The sequence below is a fragment of the Pantoea sp. S-LA4 genome (genome assembly GCF_054482835.1).
This window is the reverse complement of record NZ_JBTLRC010000001.1, coordinates 53,714-69,062: the sequence shown is the minus strand read 5'-3', so window position 1 is coordinate 69,062 and position 15,349 is coordinate 53,714. Positions and strand designations below refer to the sequence as shown.

The following is a 15,349-nucleotide window of genomic DNA, read 5'->3' as shown; positions in this document are numbered from 1 at the left end:
AAGACAGGTATTATAATGAAACATTCATCTGCTAAGTATTTCATCGCTGTTGTGGCTTCTGTCACTGCTTTCGCTGTCCAGGCACATCCTGAACTGGCTTCATCAGTGCCTTCAGACAAGGCACAGGTTGCGGCTCCTTCAAAAGTAGAGCTTCACTTCACCGAAAATCTGGTGACCAAATTCTCTGGCGCACGTCTGATAATGACTGCCATGCCGGGCATGTCATCGCACGCGCCAATGCCTGTTGCAGCTAAAGTTGCAGCCGGCAGCGATCCCAAAACCATGATTATCACGCCGGCAAAGCCGCTGCCCGCCGGGACTTATAAGGTGGAATGGCGTGCGGTGTCATCTGACACACATCCCCGTACCGGCAACTACAGTTTTAGCGTGAAGTAATGCTATGAACGATCAGACTTTTATTGTCATCCGGTTTCTTCTTTACCTTGATCTTATGGTTCTTTTTGGCCTGCCTTTATTTGAGCTTTATGCCCTGAAAGGCGTCTTAAAAAAACCGGTATCTTTGTTCAGCGTCTGGTCGTTCTTTTTCACGCTCATTTCTGCCGGGATTGTGTTGTCACTGGCAAACATGCTGCTGGTTGCCCAGTCTATGAGCGGTGTCAGCGACCCCGGTGAGCTGACTCTGCACATTATTGAAATGGTGGTCGGCGAGACCGCTGTTGGCATGAGCTGGGTTGTCCGGCTCGTTGCCCTGACCATCGCCTTTGTCGGGCTCGGTCTGCGGCTCAGGAATGCCGTACTTTCACGTTATGTTTTGATGCTGGCAGGCGGTACGGCGCTGGCGACCCTGGCGTGGGGGGGGCATGCAGCCATGAATGACGGTGTGAGCTATTACGTCCATTTGTTGAGCGATATTGTTCATCTTTCCGCAGCCGGTGCCTGGGTAGGAGCCCTGACGGCTTTTACCGTTCTGCTGAGTATAAAAAAAGCCAGTAAAGCGGCTTATGCACTGCAGCTGTCCGGGGCATTAACGGGATTTGCCCGTGCCGGCACGGTTATTGTGATAAGCATCGTGATCACGGCAGTGGTTAATTTCGTGCTTATCACAGAAAAGCCACTGAGCACTTTGCCGGGAAGCGTTTACGGCCTGCTGCTGGTAATAAAGACCGCTCTGTTTTTTCTGATGTTATTGCTGGCTGCCGCCAACCGCTTCCGGCTTGCACCAAAGCTGGAAAATGCCCTGCTTCAGGGCCACTATAAGGCGGGTATTGCACTGATGCGTAAAAGCATTATTACAGAATTTACCGTAGCGGTACTGATACTGGCAATTGTTGCCTGGCTGGGCACCCTGTCGCCAGGAACCGGTATGGAGTAACAATTAACTGCAGGAAAAAACGCATCATGACAACCATGCTGATTGTTGAGGATGAACTGAAGACCGGTACTTACCTGAAGCAGGGACTCCAGGAAGCAGGCTATGACGTGACCCTGGTGAACGACGGGCGTCAGGGCCTGGAGCATATTCTGCGTCAGCATTATGACCTGATAATCCTGGACGTCATGCTGCCCTCAATGGACGGCTGGGATATCCTGCAGCAGATGCGCATGGCACGCCACGAAGAGCCCGTCCTGTTCCTGACGGCCAGAGATAACGTCAGCGAAAAAATTAAAGGGCTCGATCTGGGCGCGGATGATTACCTGCTAAAACCTTTCGATTTTGCCGAGCTTCTGGCCCGTATCCGCACGCTGCTCAGGCGTAACCGTACACAGGCTTCAGGAAACCACAGCATTGCAGATCTGATCATGGACGCCTCCCGCCGGACCGTGAGCCGGTCGGGGAAAAAAATTCACCTGTCTACCAAAGAGTTTGTGCTGCTTGAGTTGTTGTTACAGCGAACCGGGGAGGTTTTGCCAAGAAACCTGCTTTCCTCCCTGGTCTGGAATATTAATTTTGAAAGCGATACCAATGTCATTGACGTTGCCGTCAGGCGGCTTCGCAGCAAGGTAGATGATGACTTTACGCCAAAGCTCATTCATACCGTGCGGGGCATCGGTTATGTTCTGGAGATACGTGAAGAGTGAAGCGTAACTGGTCCCTGACTACACGGCTGAGCGTGATATTTGCCGGTGTAATGATGTCTGCCTGGCTTCTTTCCAGTGTCCTGCTTGTTGCTGCCCTGAGCAGCTATTTTCGCCATCAGGATGCCGCACTGTTGACAGGAAAGCTTGAGCTGGCAACCGAACTACTGGAAAGTGGAGCTGATTCCGGGCAGCCAGACAGTGCTTCGCTTGCACGCAAGGTTGCCGATGCCATGGTAGGTCACAGCGGGTTGTATCTGTCGATTAAAACGTCGGATAACCGGTTACTTGCCGACTATTCCTCGCCCGGTTTTCCGCTTCCTTACGGACGTTTTGCCAGCGAAGCCGCATATCCGGATACGATGCAGACAGTAGAGGATGAAGGCTGGCGTTATAATGTTATTGTCAGAAAAATCAGTGCGCAGAAAGCAGGCGGACAACATGATGTCCTGATAACAGCCGCTTATGATACCGGCTTTCATGATGAATTTATCAGCCAGCTCAAAAAATGGCTGATTTGGTTCAACGGCGGGCTGATGTTCATTTCGGTATTACTGGGCTGGTTTGTCACAAGGATGGGTCTCAAGCCGCTGAATGAATTAAACCGTCTGGCCTCCGCTGTCACCATCAACAACCTCAGTAAACGTCTTCCTGCGCACAATCTGCCGGCCGAGCTGATGGCTACCGTGGCTGAATTCAACAGCATGCTTGAAAGGCTGGAGAAATCCTTCAGGCGCCTTTCTGAGTTTTCATCGGACATTGCCCATGAGCTGCGTACGCCTGTCAGTAACCTGATGATGCAGACGCAGGTTGCCCTGTCCCGGGATCGTGATGCAGCCAGTTACCGGGAGGTACTTTTCTCTAATCTGGAAGAGCTGAGCCGGCTTGCAAGAATGAGCAGCGACATGCTTTTTCTGGCGAAGTCAGAAAATGGCCTGATGATACTGGAGAAGCAGAACGTCTCCTTGCACGAAGAACTCGAGGAACTGATTGATTTCTTCGAGCCTCTTGCTGGTGAAAGTCATAAAACGCTGAAGCTTAAAGGTGATGCTCTCGTCAGAGGCGATCGCCTGATGCTGCGTCGTGCGCTGAGTAATCTGATCACCAACGCCATAAAATATTCTCTGCCGGGCTCTGCCATATCCGTATCAGCAGAGCATAACTCGGACAGGGCCTTTGTACATATTTCCAATCACACAGAAGATATTGCACCGGAAAGTCTGGGCCGACTGTTTGACCGTTTTTACCGGGGCGATGCATCCAGGCAGCATAATACGGATGGCGCGGGACTCGGTCTTTCTATTACGCGGTCCATTTTGCTGGCCCATGAAGGCGATCTGCAGGTAGCCGTGAATGATAATGTCATTACGTTCACGGCCATCATGCCGGCAACAGAGGGACCGTAATAACAAAATTTTCCGGGCTAAAATTTCATGATTTGAACTGCTCTGTATCAAGGTTATGTTCCCGGACATATGAAAGGATGCCCGGGAAAACCTGAAGTAAATATCTTACCTATAAGGAGTTACCTTATGAAAAAACCGCATATGATTCTTGCCTCCCTGCTGTTTGTCCTGCCGGCTGCGGTTATGGCTCAGCAACCGGCCTCAAAAATGACGCATGAGATGAGCATGTCTCCGGCATCAAAAGAGTACATGTCAGGTATGCAAAAGATGCACAGTAGCATGATGAATGCCCTGAAGGAGCAGGACGCTGACAGGGCGTTTGCCAAAGGCATGATCGAGCATCACAGGGGCGCGATTGCCATGGCTGAAACGGAGCTGAAATACGGGAAAGATCCGGAAATGAAGAAGATGGCAGAAGATGTCATCAAGGCACAGAAAAATGAAATAGAGCACATGGAAGCGTGGCTGAAAAAATAACGGTTATCCGGCTTTATAAACGCTCTGAAGGGTTCTGCCCAAAGAATCCTTCAGTAAGCTTGCATCCATTATACACTCAGCTAAACAGGTTTAATTTTACAGCATCATCATACAGATATATCTGACGCCATTACGTTAAAGCCTGATTATCACCAACTGATATTCAGGGATACCCCACATGTTGGCGCTGGCCGGGAATAAGCGCCTCCGGATAAAGCGATTCCGGCAGGCCCGAACGCCACATAAGGGAATCCAGGATGCTGAGGAAGTAGGGATTGAGCGCTCGGGCCGCTGTATCGCATGAGTAGCCGGCAATGCTGCCGCCAATTAGCGAGGTGGCCGGATGTCTGTGAGTTGTCAGTAGGAAGAAAGGAGGTCAGAACGATCCCCTCGTGTCGTCGGATGCGAAATTACAATAAATTCTACGGGAGACTTAGTGTCGTTTCTGGCTTGATGCTTTGACCCCGGTGGAATTTCTAGCCCCTGCAGGGCTTTAATTTTGCGCATTTCACCTTCCAACTCTATTGAAAGAATGCCATTGAGAACAAAGAAAAACTGTCTGGAAACGGAGTGAAAATGTCGCTTTTCAGAAGTGCCGGGAGGCATTTTTTCATGAATAACCAACCTGTCTTGACGGTTTACCAGATACCAACCATCGCAATCATCGCCCCACACGTAATGCTCAGCATTATCCTTTGAAATCATCAACGTTCTCCTGTTCGTTTGTGTCTGTTTTTCAAGTCATTCCGAAAGTTATACCGAGAGATACTATCGGTTCGCATCAGGTGATAATTACCTAAAGACCTGAACAGCTTTGTTCAACATATCTGGCAGTCATAAATGTATTAACGGGACCGTAATGTCCGCTTTTCGCTCAGAGCAGCCATCAAATCCGAAATAGTCCTGTAGATTTTCCATTCCACATAAACGGCGACATGTCTGCACGCATGATGGCCATACTGGGCGAGATGGCTGCGGGACAGGAAGTCTATTCCATCGATGAGTCATTTCTGGACGTTACCGGGATTGATAACCTTATCCCGTTTGAGGCATTCGGGCAGCAGATGCGCGAGCGCATCCGGCGTGAAACCGGGCTGATAATCGGCGTGGGGTTCGGGCCGACTAAAACCCTGGCCAAACTGGCCAACCATGCATCTAAGAAGTGGACGCAGACGAATGGCGTCGTAGACCTGTCAGACAGTAGCCGGCAGCGAAAACTCCTGCATCTGACTGACGTCAGTGATATCTGGGGCATTGGCCGGCGGATCAGTCTGCGCATGAACCAGCTGGGGATCACCACAGCCCTGCAGCTCGCGGACAGCAACATCAGCATGATACGGAAGAACTTCGACGTTATCGTCGAGCGCACCGTGCGTGAACTCAGTGGTGAGTCTTGCCTGGCACTTGAAGATGCACCGCCGCCAAAACAACAGATTGTAAACTCGCGCTCTTTTGGCCAGCGCGTCACACAGCTGGAAGATATGCAGCAGGCAGTCGTACTGTATGCCACGCGTACTGCGGAAAAGCTCAGGGAGCAGAATTCGCGCTGCCGCCATATAAGCGTCTCGATCGCCACCGGTCGCCACGGTGGTGAACCGCAGTATTCGAATACTGCTTCCCGCATATGCGACTATCCAACGAACGACACGCGGGACATTATCGAATCAGCGCTTAGCGGCCTCAGTACTATCTGGCGTGAAGGCTACAGGTATGCCAAAGCAGGGGTCATGCTGGCCGATTTTTACCAGTCAGATGTGGCGCAGTTTGACATGTTTAGTGAGCAGCAGCCGCGCGCGAACTCTGACGCTTTAATGGCAGCGCTGGACGGCATCAATCGTTCAGGCAAAGGAAAGGTCTGGTTCGCGGGTCAGGGAAATCGCGACAGTTCATGGCAGATGAAGCGCGGAATGCTGTCGCCGCGCTACACAACGAGAATAAAAGATATCCCAGGAATAAAATAATTTTAGAGTAATTGAGGGAACTCTTTAACTAAGAGTCCGCTATGTGCCAGAAGCGGACGTTCAAAAAAGCTGGCTTACCATTTTTTATTGGGCATAGCGTCAGTCTTCTGGCCCGTAAAGAGTTAAATCTGCCTTTAGGGGCGGGCGATGCAGCCAATGTCAGCCACAGCATCTCGTGGAGAATTACATTCGAGCCCAAAAAAATGATCGCGCCAGCAAAAGAGTAAAAACTGATGCCACTCAGAGCCAGAGCACCAAGGTATGTAAAAAATGCATGTCAACGCAGTTATGGAGGTGTGAACAAGCTCATCATACGCATCCATAAAAAATTTCAGGAAAAGGAATAAAAACTGCATTAGTGCATTTGACGTAACTGATGCACGTAATGAACTATTGAGCCTGCCCGGTGAAGCACAGCATGAGAATCCTCGATTTTTCTCATGCTGATAAGCATTAAGCCCTGAAGGAACGTATGAATGCACCATCCGGGAGAGTAATGCACAGAATAAAAGACAGGGATTTTTTTGTCGGGCGAACTTCGTTTTATCGGGGTTCCCCTTTACCGGTAAAAATCTCTGCAATACCAGGTTTTTTCACTTCAACTAACGAGGTTTAAGATGAGTATTAATCCCTACGGTGCCGATCTTTTTACAGCGTTTTATAACTCAAACGATGCAGACATTGCTTCTCAATTAGTTAACGAGCGTCTGTCTGATTCATTTCAGGATCATTCGCCTGTATTTGGCGCAAAACCTGATAAAACAGGGTTTGAGAACAGCGTGCGCTTTATTAATAAAGCTTTCCGGCAGGTTTATCATGTTGACCGGATGATTGAACAGGGTGATACCGTTGTCGCAATCTGGCATGCAGAGGTAGAGCATACGGGACAGTTTCTTCATTTGCCGGCGACAGGCCGTCATTTTTCTCTTAACGGCATTACTGCCTATTCTCTTGAGAATGGAAAAATCAATGGTCACTGGGAGCAGTTTGATCAGCTTTCAATGCTCCAGGCGCTCGACATCATCCCTAAACTGGTAAGTTGATTAGCTGAGACTGCAGACATTCAGGGGTAATCTCAGACATGAGTGAAGAGTCATGTCACCCAAAACGCATCGCTGTGTGATAATTTATGATTCAGGTGCTGGCGCCAAAAACTTTAGGTCAGATACATATGTTGAAATGTAACCTGCCATCATGCGGTGTGGCGAGATTTCTCATTTTACTTGATGGTCCCTGGGCAACGTTAATTGTCAGAGAATTGCTGCGTGGTCCTCAGCGTTTTAGCGAATTACGTACATCACTAACTGGTATCAGCGCGCATACACTCACCCACCGTTTGCGACGCTTTGAAAAGAGCGGATTGGTCATGCGTACCGCTTATGCTGAAACACCACCCAAGGTGATTTATGAACTGACGGAATTGGGTAAATCACTGGAACCGATTCTGCTGACCATGAATAACTGGGGACAGAACATTCCAGACGACGTACTCAGGTCCGCAATAGTTAATGATAACGAGATGTGAGCCAGGACTTTAAAACTGACATACCGAAATAACCAGGTTAATCACAGACACCTGCAACTGGCTGCTGAATAAAAATCAGTAACGGCCTGCTTTTGCGGGATAGAATTTATGAGGCAATGTCTGAGATTAATGGTGAATCAGAAATAAATTTATGGAGGTACAGGCGCCTGAAAAGTGAAAAAATTACGTGATGTTTTAATCGCAAGAATTATTTATTTAAATACGTCCTGATTATAAGCAATCGTTTTGATGTGACGTCATTCCCACGTGCACTTTTTTAAATGTGTCCGATAAGTCACGCCACAACTCACTTTATGAAAGAGAGATCAGAAATGAAAATTGCGCTAATAGCACCAACAGGAAAAATCGGATTTGAGATTGCCAGGGAAGCACTGCGTCAGGGACATACTGTTACAGGTATTGTCAGAACAGGTCGCCCTGTTCCCGAAGAGCTGCAAGATGTCAAATTTGAAGTCGCTGATATTTATGATACGGCTTCGTTTGGAAAAGTCATTCACGGGGCTGATGTTCTGGCCAGTGCTTTTGGCGTCCATGGCGAGCACATTGGTGAACTGGTGGGAGCCGCCCAATCCATAATCAGTGCAGCCCGTGCTGCAGATATCAAGCGTGTCATCGTTGTGGGTGGCGCTGCAAGTCTTGAAGTCGCACCGGGTGAAAAGCTGCTCAATGCCCCTTACTTTCCATCAGATTACTATCCTTATGGCCTGGCTCATGATGAGGCTTATAAAATTTATCAGACCGCAGATGACTTAGAATGGACGTTTTTCTCCCCTGCCGCGGAGATTAGTCCATCGGAGAAAACAGGCGACTACCAGACTGGTGGTGGTAGCCTATTGAAAGGCGCTGATGGTCTAAGTCGGATCTCATATGCAGACTATGCTGAAGCGTTCGTGAATGAAATTTCACAAAGAAACCACATCAGAAGTATCATGACTGTCGCGCATCGCTGACATAATTAAGGGAGCCGGGGATTTACGTCCTCCCGGCTCCCTCACACATTACGCCTGTATTCATCAATAATCACAGTTACACTTCCCCACCGGCAATTTCTGATTAAACATTCGGTGATATTTGTCCATCCCACCAGCCTGGTCTGACAATACGCGATCATTCAGCAAACTATTATTATGTGCTCGCCCTTCGGCGTGAATAACTTTTTTACGAAGGTCATCTGTTCGTAAAGAATCAGTTATTGGCGAAGATACAGTCTATCAGAGGCTTACTGTTTTACAGATCAAGGTCTGAAAGGCCCGGATGATCGTCCGGACGGCGTCCCAGTGGCCAGAAAAATTTGCGCTCACTTTCTTTAATTGGCATGTCATTGATTGATGCGAAGCGTCTTTTCATAAGTCCGTCAGCTTCAAACTCCCAGTTTTCATTGCCGTAAGAGCGGAACCAGTTACCCGAATCGTCGTGCCATTCGTAGGCATAACGAACTGCTATGCGATTGCCGCCAAATGCCCAGAGTTCTTTGATTAGGCGGTACTCATGCTCTTTTTTCCATTTGCGCTCAAGAAAGCCCTGGGCTTCGTCACGATTTTTTGCAAATTCAGCCCGGTTACGCCATTTAGTATCCAGAGTGTAGGCCAGTGCCACTCTTGCAGCATCCCGTGTGTTCCAGCCATCTTCGGCGAGGCGTACCTTCTCTGTCGCTGTTGCCAGAGTAAACGGCGGTAATGGTGGACGTGCCTGTGATCCCGTCATTTAAAGACTCCTGTAATCATTGTTTAAAATTCAGAGTGGTTTTATACCGGACTTACGGAGAGACCTGCTTAAGCAGCATCTGCGCAATTTCTCTCGCGTTATCTGCAGCATCAGGATCCCCTATGACATAAGATGTCGTAATTGCTCCCTCAATGAGAATCAGCAACTTTCTGGACAAATCTTCCGGATGTTGAATATTCAGCTGTTTTGAAAGTTCGCCGACATAATCCAGCAACTTTTGTTTATGCATCTTTGCTAACTGGCGAACGGGGTCCTCGGGATCACCCGTTTCTCCGGCTGTATTGATAAACGCACAACCACGGAAACCCTCAGATTTAAACCAGCTGTTGAGCACCGTAAATATATTCAGGATACGATCCTGTGGCGTATTGCCTTTATCTGTCTCTGTTCTGAACCAATACATCCATCGCTCGTCGCGCACACTCAGTGCGGCAGTTGCAATGTCCTCCTTACCTGAAAATTGTCGATAAATACTTTTCCTTGCCACTCCTGAGGTCTTAACAATAAGGTCCATGCCAGTGGCATGAATACCGTTCTTATAGATAAGCTCTTCAGCAGTTTTAAGGATCTTTTCACGGGTATTGCCTGACGTCATGTTCATGACGAGAAGGTAGAATGATTGTTCTACCCCTGTCAATAAGTTTTGCATCATTGAAGTTCCTAATGACAATAATTCTTAGTAAATGCTTTTAATAACAGTGAGTTAATTCAGTATCAGGCACAAGTCTGATTTACTTTGATGAGAAACCGATGAAGGCAGCTGCACAAAGGTAAAAAGTCAGACGAGCTCGTCTACGCGCACAGTGGCTGTAACATAAGCCGGGGTAGCTGGCTTGCGTAATGGATGGATTAACTCCGTATAAAAAGGATGAGAAGTACTGCTGAAATGATGATGCCGGCCTGTTGGAGGGGTTTTGATGACATTTTGCGTATATCAGTTATAAGAACAATGCATCCCTAAAGCGCGGCGAAATAATGGCTGATGGAGTGTCCAATGCATAAATATGAAGGTCCGCTGATCGCTCATAGCGGACTCTTTAGGCTCGCTATCGGTTTGTAGTAGTACCGTTGAAAACCTCTTAATAAAATGATTTCAAATGAGCGTATTGGAACAGTCTTTGATTGTTTCAGGAGCGAAACCTTTTCCAGCTGTTCTTAAAATCATAGGCGACAACCCTTCTGGAGACAACTGATGTCAAAATACCTTCTTCCTGTAGCCGGTGCTGTGTGCCTGGCATTGCTCAGCCAGTCCGCACTCGCTGCGGATTTTACCCTGTCCAGTAAAGAGCTTGGTTCAGGCCGCTTCGCGAATACTCAGCTACTCAGCGAGTCTTACGGATTCGGCTGTGCCGGAGAGAATAAATCGCCGTCCTTCACGTGGTCAGGTGCACCGGCCGGAACAAAAAGCTTCGCGCTGCAGATCTACGATCGTGATGCACCCACAGGCCTGGGCTGGGTCCACTGGCAAGTAGTGAATATTCCTGCAGATGCAAAATCGATCCCGTCGGACATCGCAAAAGACAATACAGGCCTCCCGGCAGGAACAATCCAGACGCGCACCGACTTTGGTGTGCCCGGATACGGTGGCCCATGCCCGCCAAAGGGCCAGACGCATCGTTATGTGGTCACGCTCACTGCGCTCAAAGTAGATAAAGTGCCCAATATTACCGCTGATTCCACACCGGCCATGGTCGGCTTTATGACCAGGGCAAACTCGCTAGGTGAAGCAAAAATTCGCATCACGCAGGGGCGTTAAAGCCAGTTACGGGTCAGGCTTGCACTAACTGCTCAGTGTTTTTTAACGTTCGAACCTGACCCGGACAAAACCCAAACCGGCTACGAAACCGCGCCGAAAATTTTGAAGGGCTAATATAGCCTACCTCATAGGCTATCTGTATGACTGATAAATCAGTAACCTGCAGTAGCGTCAGGGCCCGGCACATGCGCACATCTGCAATAATTCGCGAAAACGAGCTACTTTCCGCCGAAAGCCTGCGCCTCAGCGTGGCTTCAGACATCCCCAGTTGCCTGGATACATCGTTGATATTCCATGCATATGACATATCCGAAGACACGAGCCTTCGGATTTTATTTCCGATTCCGCTCCGTTGAAAATCTCCGAAGTAGATGCCGTATTCATCCAGCCAGCTGAGCATCTCCCGCATGCGGGCTATAGCAATAGATTCAGGAATGTCTGCTGAATCCGTAAATATCTCTCTGGTATGATAAAAAGCGCGGCGGAAGCTTTCACTGGCCCCCCCTAATTTATGCACCTCGGTGACAGGAGCGGCATTGCAGTTTGTACAGGTATAACCTGTGACAATACTGATGTTGAAGCTGAGCCAGTCAGCCTCGTAACTACCGTCTATTGTCGGTATATTGGTGATATCGAATGACTCACCCCCACCCACAATGACCGCTTCTCCGGCATTGATGACCAGTTCCTTCCCCGCCGCGCATATGCATTTACTCCCCTGACGAACCAGTATGACAGTGGGTTCATCAATAATAATATTGCGCGCAAGCAGCGGCTGAACCTGATGAACGTGCGCGGTGCTGCCGATTCCGGCCCTGACTATGATACTCCTTTCTGCCATCCTGCCTCCCGTCAAGAGACCGACTAACTGCCAGTCTCATCATCTGTCAGATTGCTGGGTTAGCGCTTCAGGGTCTGATTCTGATAGCCCAGTTTTTCCACGTGAATACGTATGCTATCGCCCTCTTTGAGCCACACCGGTTCGGGTTTCATGCCAAGACTAACGCCAGCGGGTGTTCCCGTGGCAATCACGTCTCCCGGGAGCAACGTCATATAGTGACTGACATAGGAGACTATCTCGGCGACGCTGAAGATCATCTGAGAAGTATGGCTGAACTGCCGCCTTTCACCGTTAACTTCCAGCCAGATAGACAGGTTCTGCGGATCACAGACTTCATCCCGGGTGACGATATACGGACCCATCGGACCAAATGTGTCGCAGCTTTTAGCCTTGTCCCACTGCGATGACTGAAACTGAAATCCGCGGTCAGACACATCATTCACAATGCAGTAGCCGGCAACGTACTCCAGCGCATTCTCCTGGCTGACCTGCTTTGCCTTGGTGGCTATCACAATCCCAAGCTCAGCTTCCCAGTCGAGTTTGGTTGAGTGCGGAGGAATAATGATGTCGTCGTCAGGACCATTGATACAGCTTGGTGCCTTGAAAAACACAACCGGCTCATCAGGTATAGGAAGGTTGGCCTCCAGAGCGTGGTCACGATAGTTCAGGCCGATAGCCACAAACTTGGAGACCGTACTGAGCGGTGGCCCGAGGCGCGGGTTGCCCGGAACAATGGGAAGGCGTAGAACATCCTCCTCGCTGTTGAATGCGTTAAGCACAGTCGTCAGCGTCCCGGGTGTCACATCGCTGACAATGCCGGATAAATCGCGTAGCTGAAGGTTACTGTCAAAGACACCGGGCTTTTCAAAGCCAGCATCACCATATCGACAAATTTTCATACAGACCTCATTGCGGGTTCAGAGGGGATAACTGTAAATAGCCCAAGGGAGTTGCACCTTGTTCTCTCCACCGGAGAGCATCGGGATACGGTTGAGTTGCGTGGACGGAAAATTAACACGGTTATCTGGACCAACGGAGAGGGCGATAGGCCAGATAATCCGATCATCCCGCACCAGAGGTGTAATTACCCCGGCGGGATTCATCACAGATGACACCGTTATTTTCAGCATCGGTAAGGTAGATATTGCCGGCTTTGTCGCGACACATGCCAGCAACCCAGATACCCACTTCCTGATAAACTGATATACCGGCTGCAATTTCGTCTTCACCGCAGGAAAATCAGTGATGAGATCGAAGTCAACCCTGAAGATGCGCGCGCCAAAAAGACACATGAACAGCAGCGTCTGGTTATCCTGGTGAATTTCCAGCAAGTCGTTATGGATATACATGGGCTGCCCGTTCTGAAACGTCACTCTGCGCCCTTCAATAACTGGAACGTCTGCGGTGCGGCAGCGCATCAGCGGATGGCCAGCCAAGATCCTTCGGTAAGAATTATCGCGAAGGTCAATGACATAAAACGAGCCTTCGCGTGACTCGGTCATAATGGCGTAATGGCGACAGAAGCGAATGTGGACAAGCCGGGTGCCGGAATGGGCATCTTCAGGCCTAAACACAATCGTCCTTCTGGTTTCGCCGGTCTCAATGTCCAGCTCAATGAGTTTTACAACCCCTTCAATGGCATTGCTAAAATCAGGCGCCGCGGCATCAAGTACCCAGAGACTTCCCTTCCCGTCACTGAAAATGCTGTTTACGTCCACAAAGTGTTTCAGCGGATCGCCTCGTCCGTCCCATTCATTCCACGCATTGTCAGGAAAGGGCTCCCAGCTGCGGTCTTTCAGTATTTCCACCACGCCTGGCGTGGGACCGCTCCACCAAGGCATGCTTGCAAACAAGCGCCCGCATTCCGTTGTCATTACGCCATTTCACAAATATTTATCTGAGGTAGAGACCTCTTGAATGTGAGCCGTCATAATATGCCAGAAAGATGATTAAACACTACAAAATAGATTTTCTTTCATAAAATCTATTTTGTAAATGATAATTTATTACCCTCGAAGGAAACAGTGACGCTATGAACGAAAGCCTCGCATCCAGAGACAGTCTGACTCAGACGACTTACTCCCGCCTGCGCGACGCCCTACTTTCATGCCAGCTCGTCCCGGGAGCGCGTGTTAACACTAAAGAGCTTGCCGAAGCGCTGGATACCAACGTAGGTGCTATCCGCGAAGCGCTCTCCCGCCTGACGTCAGAAAATCTGGTGATCGCAGAGCCGCAGAAGGGGTTCCGCGTCACGCCCGTCTCTCTTGCAGACCTGCTTGACCTGACTGCAACCCGAAAGCTTATCGAGTGCGAATGCCTTAGCGAATCTCTCGCACATGGAGATGTGAACTGGGAGGGAGAGATCCTGTCAGCCTTTCATCTTCTGGCTCGTTACGGCAACGGCGATGACGAATGGCCCGGAACGCCTGAATGGAATCGCCGCCATAACCGGTTTCACGATGCCCTGACGTCAGCCTGCCCAAACACCTGGCTGCTTCGTATGCAACGCATGCTTTTTATCCAGAATGAACGCTACCGCATCCTTTCCGTCAATATGACACGCGGTGAGAGAGATCTTAACGCCGAGCACAAGGCGTTAATGGAGGCTGCGCTCAGCAGAGATACAGAGCAGATAAAACGGCTTATGCAGGAACACATTCAGAAAACGACCGACGTTGTGATAAAGCTGTTCGATGAACACGGTATGCTGATGCTTCACGGATAACTGAGTGATACGGGACAGGGTTTGCACGTTTCTGGCGGGTGAACCCTGCCGAATTCATCCAGACTCATAAGGTTTGTTAAAAAAGGAACCCTTATAAAAAAGAAATACCTCTCTGGATGCCTGTTTGCGTTGTTTGCCATTAATGGCTGGGCTGCACAATCTTATGTATTGGATGATGTCCGCCTTATCGACGGTTTGGGAAAGCCATCGCAGGAACACATGCGCGTTGTTGTTGACGGGTAGTACATCAGTGCGGTCGGCCCTGCCTCCTTTGTGGCTATTCCCAAAGATGGCGAAGTAAAAAACTACGTGGGAAAATCCGTTTTACCCGGATTAATCTCCGATCATGTCCACCTGGCTCAGTATCAGGCCGCTACTCCTTACCCGGATGCATATACCCGCGAAACAGCCCCTGATGTTTCCAACTGAGGTGGGGGAGAATAACTTCTTCTGCTACGGACGCACGCCGTGGGGCAGCGTCATTGAACTGATTTCTTTGCCTTCAAAGCTGCCGTATGAAGACCATACCTCTCTGCGCCGATGGAAGCCCTGAGTGTAAACGGGTGCGCCAGTGCAGGCGTACCCGTAAATACTGAAGGTCCGCTTCTCGCTCATAGCGGACGTTCATCACCTGCAACCACTGCAGGACTTTTAACCCCCCTCCCAAGTTGACATCAAACACAACTGCTCACCCGTTCCCCGCCGTGCGCGCGACATTCAGTCCGCTCCGGCGGCGCGTGCGGCTTCCGGTGGGCGGTTCGTCGGATGCACCCGTCATCTGCGACGGTAGCGACTGCCGGTGGGAAGATTACCGACCCTGATATTTTAATCCGATGCCGCCCCGACCGGCGGCATCTCTTCAGTAAGGGATAAGG

The 15,349-nt window shown here is 49.6% G+C and carries 17 protein-coding genes and 2 pseudogenes; 12 read left to right on the top strand and 7 right to left on the bottom strand.

What is annotated here, in order from left to right:
* Positions 1 to 15: 15 nt before the first annotated feature.
* The 5 genes from copC (at position 16) to copM (ending at position 3,920) form a co-directional block, all read left to right on the top strand.
* On the top strand, positions 16 to 396 hold the full coding sequence (copC, locus tag ACX3P5_RS00410) for a copper homeostasis periplasmic binding protein CopC (protein ID WP_110015871.1): 381 nt from the start codon (positions 16 to 18) through the stop codon (positions 394 to 396).
* A gap of 4 nt (positions 397 to 400) precedes the next feature.
* Positions 401 to 1,333: a copper homeostasis membrane protein CopD gene (gene copD / locus ACX3P5_RS00405; protein WP_110015873.1), complete on the top strand. Its 933-nt coding sequence runs from the start codon at positions 401 to 403 to the stop codon at positions 1,331 to 1,333.
* A 26-nt stretch (positions 1,334 to 1,359) separates the two neighbouring features.
* On the top strand, positions 1,360 to 2,040 hold the full coding sequence (locus ACX3P5_RS00400) for a heavy metal response regulator transcription factor (RefSeq protein ID WP_031374864.1): 681 nt from the start codon (positions 1,360 to 1,362) through the stop codon (positions 2,038 to 2,040).
* A complete protein-coding gene (locus ACX3P5_RS00395) occupies positions 2,037 to 3,443 on the top strand; it encodes a heavy metal sensor histidine kinase (protein ID WP_110015875.1) in 1,407 nt (468 codons plus the stop codon). Before ACX3P5_RS00400 ends, ACX3P5_RS00395 begins: the two co-directional genes overlap by 4 nt.
* Before the next feature lie 126 nt (positions 3,444 to 3,569).
* Positions 3,570 to 3,920, top strand: a complete 351-nt coding sequence (copM, locus tag ACX3P5_RS00390; protein ID WP_458968155.1) for a CopM family metallochaperone — start codon at positions 3,570 to 3,572, stop codon at positions 3,918 to 3,920.
* Between the two features lie 181 nt (positions 3,921 to 4,101).
* Here copM and ACX3P5_RS00385 read toward each other — a convergent pair.
* Positions 4,102 to 4,266, bottom strand: a pseudogene (locus ACX3P5_RS00385) (TraU family protein); the annotation flags it as partial.
* A gap of 11 nt (positions 4,267 to 4,277) precedes the next feature.
* Positions 4,278 to 4,625 carry a cupin domain-containing protein gene (locus ACX3P5_RS00380; RefSeq protein WP_458968154.1) on the bottom strand — a complete coding sequence of 116 codons (348 nt, stop codon included), beginning with the start codon at positions 4,623 to 4,625 and terminating at the stop codon, positions 4,278 to 4,280.
* Between the two features lie 230 nt (positions 4,626 to 4,855).
* On the opposite strand from ACX3P5_RS00380, the gene umuC reads away from it, so the two are divergent.
* The 4 genes from umuC (at position 4,856) to ACX3P5_RS00360 (ending at position 8,377) form a co-directional block, all read left to right on the top strand.
* Positions 4,856 to 5,881, top strand: a complete 1,026-nt coding sequence (gene umuC / locus ACX3P5_RS00375) for a translesion error-prone DNA polymerase V subunit UmuC (protein ID WP_458968153.1) — start codon at positions 4,856 to 4,858, stop codon at positions 5,879 to 5,881.
* 617 nt (positions 5,882 to 6,498) lie between these two features.
* Positions 6,499 to 6,924 (top strand): ester cyclase, encoded by a 426-nt coding sequence (locus ACX3P5_RS00370; protein ID WP_115763932.1) that lies wholly within the window; start codon positions 6,499 to 6,501, stop codon positions 6,922 to 6,924.
* A 128-nt stretch (positions 6,925 to 7,052) separates the two neighbouring features.
* Positions 7,053 to 7,406: a winged helix-turn-helix transcriptional regulator gene (locus ACX3P5_RS00365; RefSeq protein WP_067437279.1), complete on the top strand. Its 354-nt coding sequence runs from the start codon at positions 7,053 to 7,055 to the stop codon at positions 7,404 to 7,406.
* A 332-nt stretch (positions 7,407 to 7,738) separates the two neighbouring features.
* A complete protein-coding gene (locus ACX3P5_RS00360) occupies positions 7,739 to 8,377 on the top strand; it encodes an NAD(P)-dependent oxidoreductase (protein ID WP_067437282.1) in 639 nt (212 codons plus the stop codon).
* Positions 8,378 to 8,654: 277 nt separating this feature from the next.
* Here the strand turns inward: ACX3P5_RS00360 and ACX3P5_RS00355 are convergent, their stop codons facing one another.
* Together ACX3P5_RS00355 and ACX3P5_RS00350 are read right to left on the bottom strand one after the other, a co-directional pair.
* Positions 8,655 to 9,131, bottom strand: a complete 477-nt coding sequence (locus ACX3P5_RS00355; protein ID WP_067437284.1) for a nuclear transport factor 2 family protein — start codon at positions 9,129 to 9,131, stop codon at positions 8,655 to 8,657.
* 52 nt (positions 9,132 to 9,183) lie between these two features.
* On the bottom strand, positions 9,184 to 9,753 hold the full coding sequence (locus ACX3P5_RS00350; protein ID WP_159223855.1) for a TetR/AcrR family transcriptional regulator: 570 nt from the start codon (positions 9,751 to 9,753) through the stop codon (positions 9,184 to 9,186).
* A 591-nt stretch (positions 9,754 to 10,344) separates the two neighbouring features.
* On the opposite strand from ACX3P5_RS00350, the gene ACX3P5_RS00345 reads away from it, so the two are divergent.
* Positions 10,345 to 10,908, top strand: coding sequence for a YbhB/YbcL family Raf kinase inhibitor-like protein (locus tag ACX3P5_RS00345; RefSeq protein ID WP_109653986.1), 564 nt, complete (start codon positions 10,345 to 10,347; stop codon positions 10,906 to 10,908).
* A 13-nt stretch (positions 10,909 to 10,921) separates the two neighbouring features.
* Here the strand turns inward: ACX3P5_RS00345 and ACX3P5_RS00340 are convergent, their stop codons facing one another.
* From ACX3P5_RS00340 to ACX3P5_RS00330, 3 genes are read right to left on the bottom strand one after another with little or no spacing between them, the layout of a single operon-like run.
* Positions 10,922 to 11,749, bottom strand: a complete 828-nt coding sequence (locus ACX3P5_RS00340; RefSeq protein WP_029571202.1) for a helix-turn-helix transcriptional regulator — start codon at positions 11,747 to 11,749, stop codon at positions 10,922 to 10,924.
* Between the two features lie 59 nt (positions 11,750 to 11,808).
* Positions 11,809 to 12,648 carry a fumarylacetoacetate hydrolase family protein gene (locus ACX3P5_RS00335; RefSeq protein WP_029571201.1) on the bottom strand — a complete coding sequence of 280 codons (840 nt, stop codon included), beginning with the start codon at positions 12,646 to 12,648 and terminating at the stop codon, positions 11,809 to 11,811.
* A gap of 18 nt (positions 12,649 to 12,666) precedes the next feature.
* Positions 12,667 to 13,623 (bottom strand): L-dopachrome tautomerase-related protein, encoded by a 957-nt coding sequence (locus ACX3P5_RS00330; protein ID WP_116585184.1) that lies wholly within the window; start codon positions 13,621 to 13,623, stop codon positions 12,667 to 12,669.
* Between the two features lie 158 nt (positions 13,624 to 13,781).
* Here ACX3P5_RS00330 and ACX3P5_RS00325 point away from each other — a divergent pair, with 158 nt between their 5' ends.
* Both ACX3P5_RS00325 and ACX3P5_RS00320 read left to right on the top strand, forming a co-directional pair.
* The gene (locus tag ACX3P5_RS00325) at positions 13,782 to 14,474 is read left to right on the top strand and encodes a GntR family transcriptional regulator (protein WP_029571199.1); all 693 of its coding nucleotides are present in this window, start codon (positions 13,782 to 13,784) and stop codon (positions 14,472 to 14,474) included.
* Positions 14,475 to 14,880: 406 nt separating this feature from the next.
* Positions 14,881 to 15,027, top strand: a pseudogene (locus tag ACX3P5_RS00320) (VOC family protein); the annotation flags it as partial.
* Positions 15,028 to 15,349: the final 322 nt, after the last annotated feature.

Excerpts from the sequence above, each read along its gene's own strand:
- ACX3P5_RS00345 (WP_109653986.1), top strand. The coding sequence starts at position 10,345 with ATGTCAAAATACCTTCTTCCTGTAGCCGGTGCTGTGTGCCTGGCATTG.
- ACX3P5_RS00355 (WP_067437284.1), bottom strand. The coding sequence starts at position 9,131 with ATGACGGGATCACAGGCACGTCCACCATTACCGCCGTTTACTCTGGCA.
- ACX3P5_RS00350 (WP_159223855.1), bottom strand. The coding sequence starts at position 9,753 with ATGAACATGACGTCAGGCAATACCCGTGAAAAGATCCTTAAAACTGCT.
- ACX3P5_RS00400 (WP_031374864.1), top strand. The coding sequence starts at position 1,360 with ATGACAACCATGCTGATTGTTGAGGATGAACTGAAGACCGGTACTTAC.
- ACX3P5_RS00330 (WP_116585184.1), bottom strand. The coding sequence starts at position 13,623 with ATGACAACGGAATGCGGGCGCTTGTTTGCAAGCATGCCTTGGTGGAGC.
- ACX3P5_RS00380 (WP_458968154.1), bottom strand. The coding sequence starts at position 4,625 with ATGATTTCAAAGGATAATGCTGAGCATTACGTGTGGGGCGATGATTGC.
- umuC (WP_458968153.1), top strand. The coding sequence starts at position 4,856 with ATGTCTGCACGCATGATGGCCATACTGGGCGAGATGGCTGCGGGACAG.
- ACX3P5_RS00340 (WP_029571202.1), bottom strand. The coding sequence starts at position 11,749 with ATGGCAGAAAGGAGTATCATAGTCAGGGCCGGAATCGGCAGCACCGCG.
- ACX3P5_RS00335 (WP_029571201.1), bottom strand. The coding sequence starts at position 12,648 with ATGAAAATTTGTCGATATGGTGATGCTGGCTTTGAAAAGCCCGGTGTC.
- ACX3P5_RS00365 (WP_067437279.1), top strand. The coding sequence starts at position 7,053 with ATGTTGAAATGTAACCTGCCATCATGCGGTGTGGCGAGATTTCTCATT.
- copM (WP_458968155.1), top strand. The coding sequence starts at position 3,570 with ATGAAAAAACCGCATATGATTCTTGCCTCCCTGCTGTTTGTCCTGCCG.
- ACX3P5_RS00360 (WP_067437282.1), top strand. The coding sequence starts at position 7,739 with ATGAAAATTGCGCTAATAGCACCAACAGGAAAAATCGGATTTGAGATT.
- ACX3P5_RS00370 (WP_115763932.1), top strand. The coding sequence starts at position 6,499 with ATGAGTATTAATCCCTACGGTGCCGATCTTTTTACAGCGTTTTATAAC.
- copC (WP_110015871.1), top strand. The coding sequence starts at position 16 with ATGAAACATTCATCTGCTAAGTATTTCATCGCTGTTGTGGCTTCTGTC.
- ACX3P5_RS00325 (WP_029571199.1), top strand. The coding sequence starts at position 13,782 with ATGAACGAAAGCCTCGCATCCAGAGACAGTCTGACTCAGACGACTTAC.
- copD (WP_110015873.1), top strand. The coding sequence starts at position 401 with ATGAACGATCAGACTTTTATTGTCATCCGGTTTCTTCTTTACCTTGAT.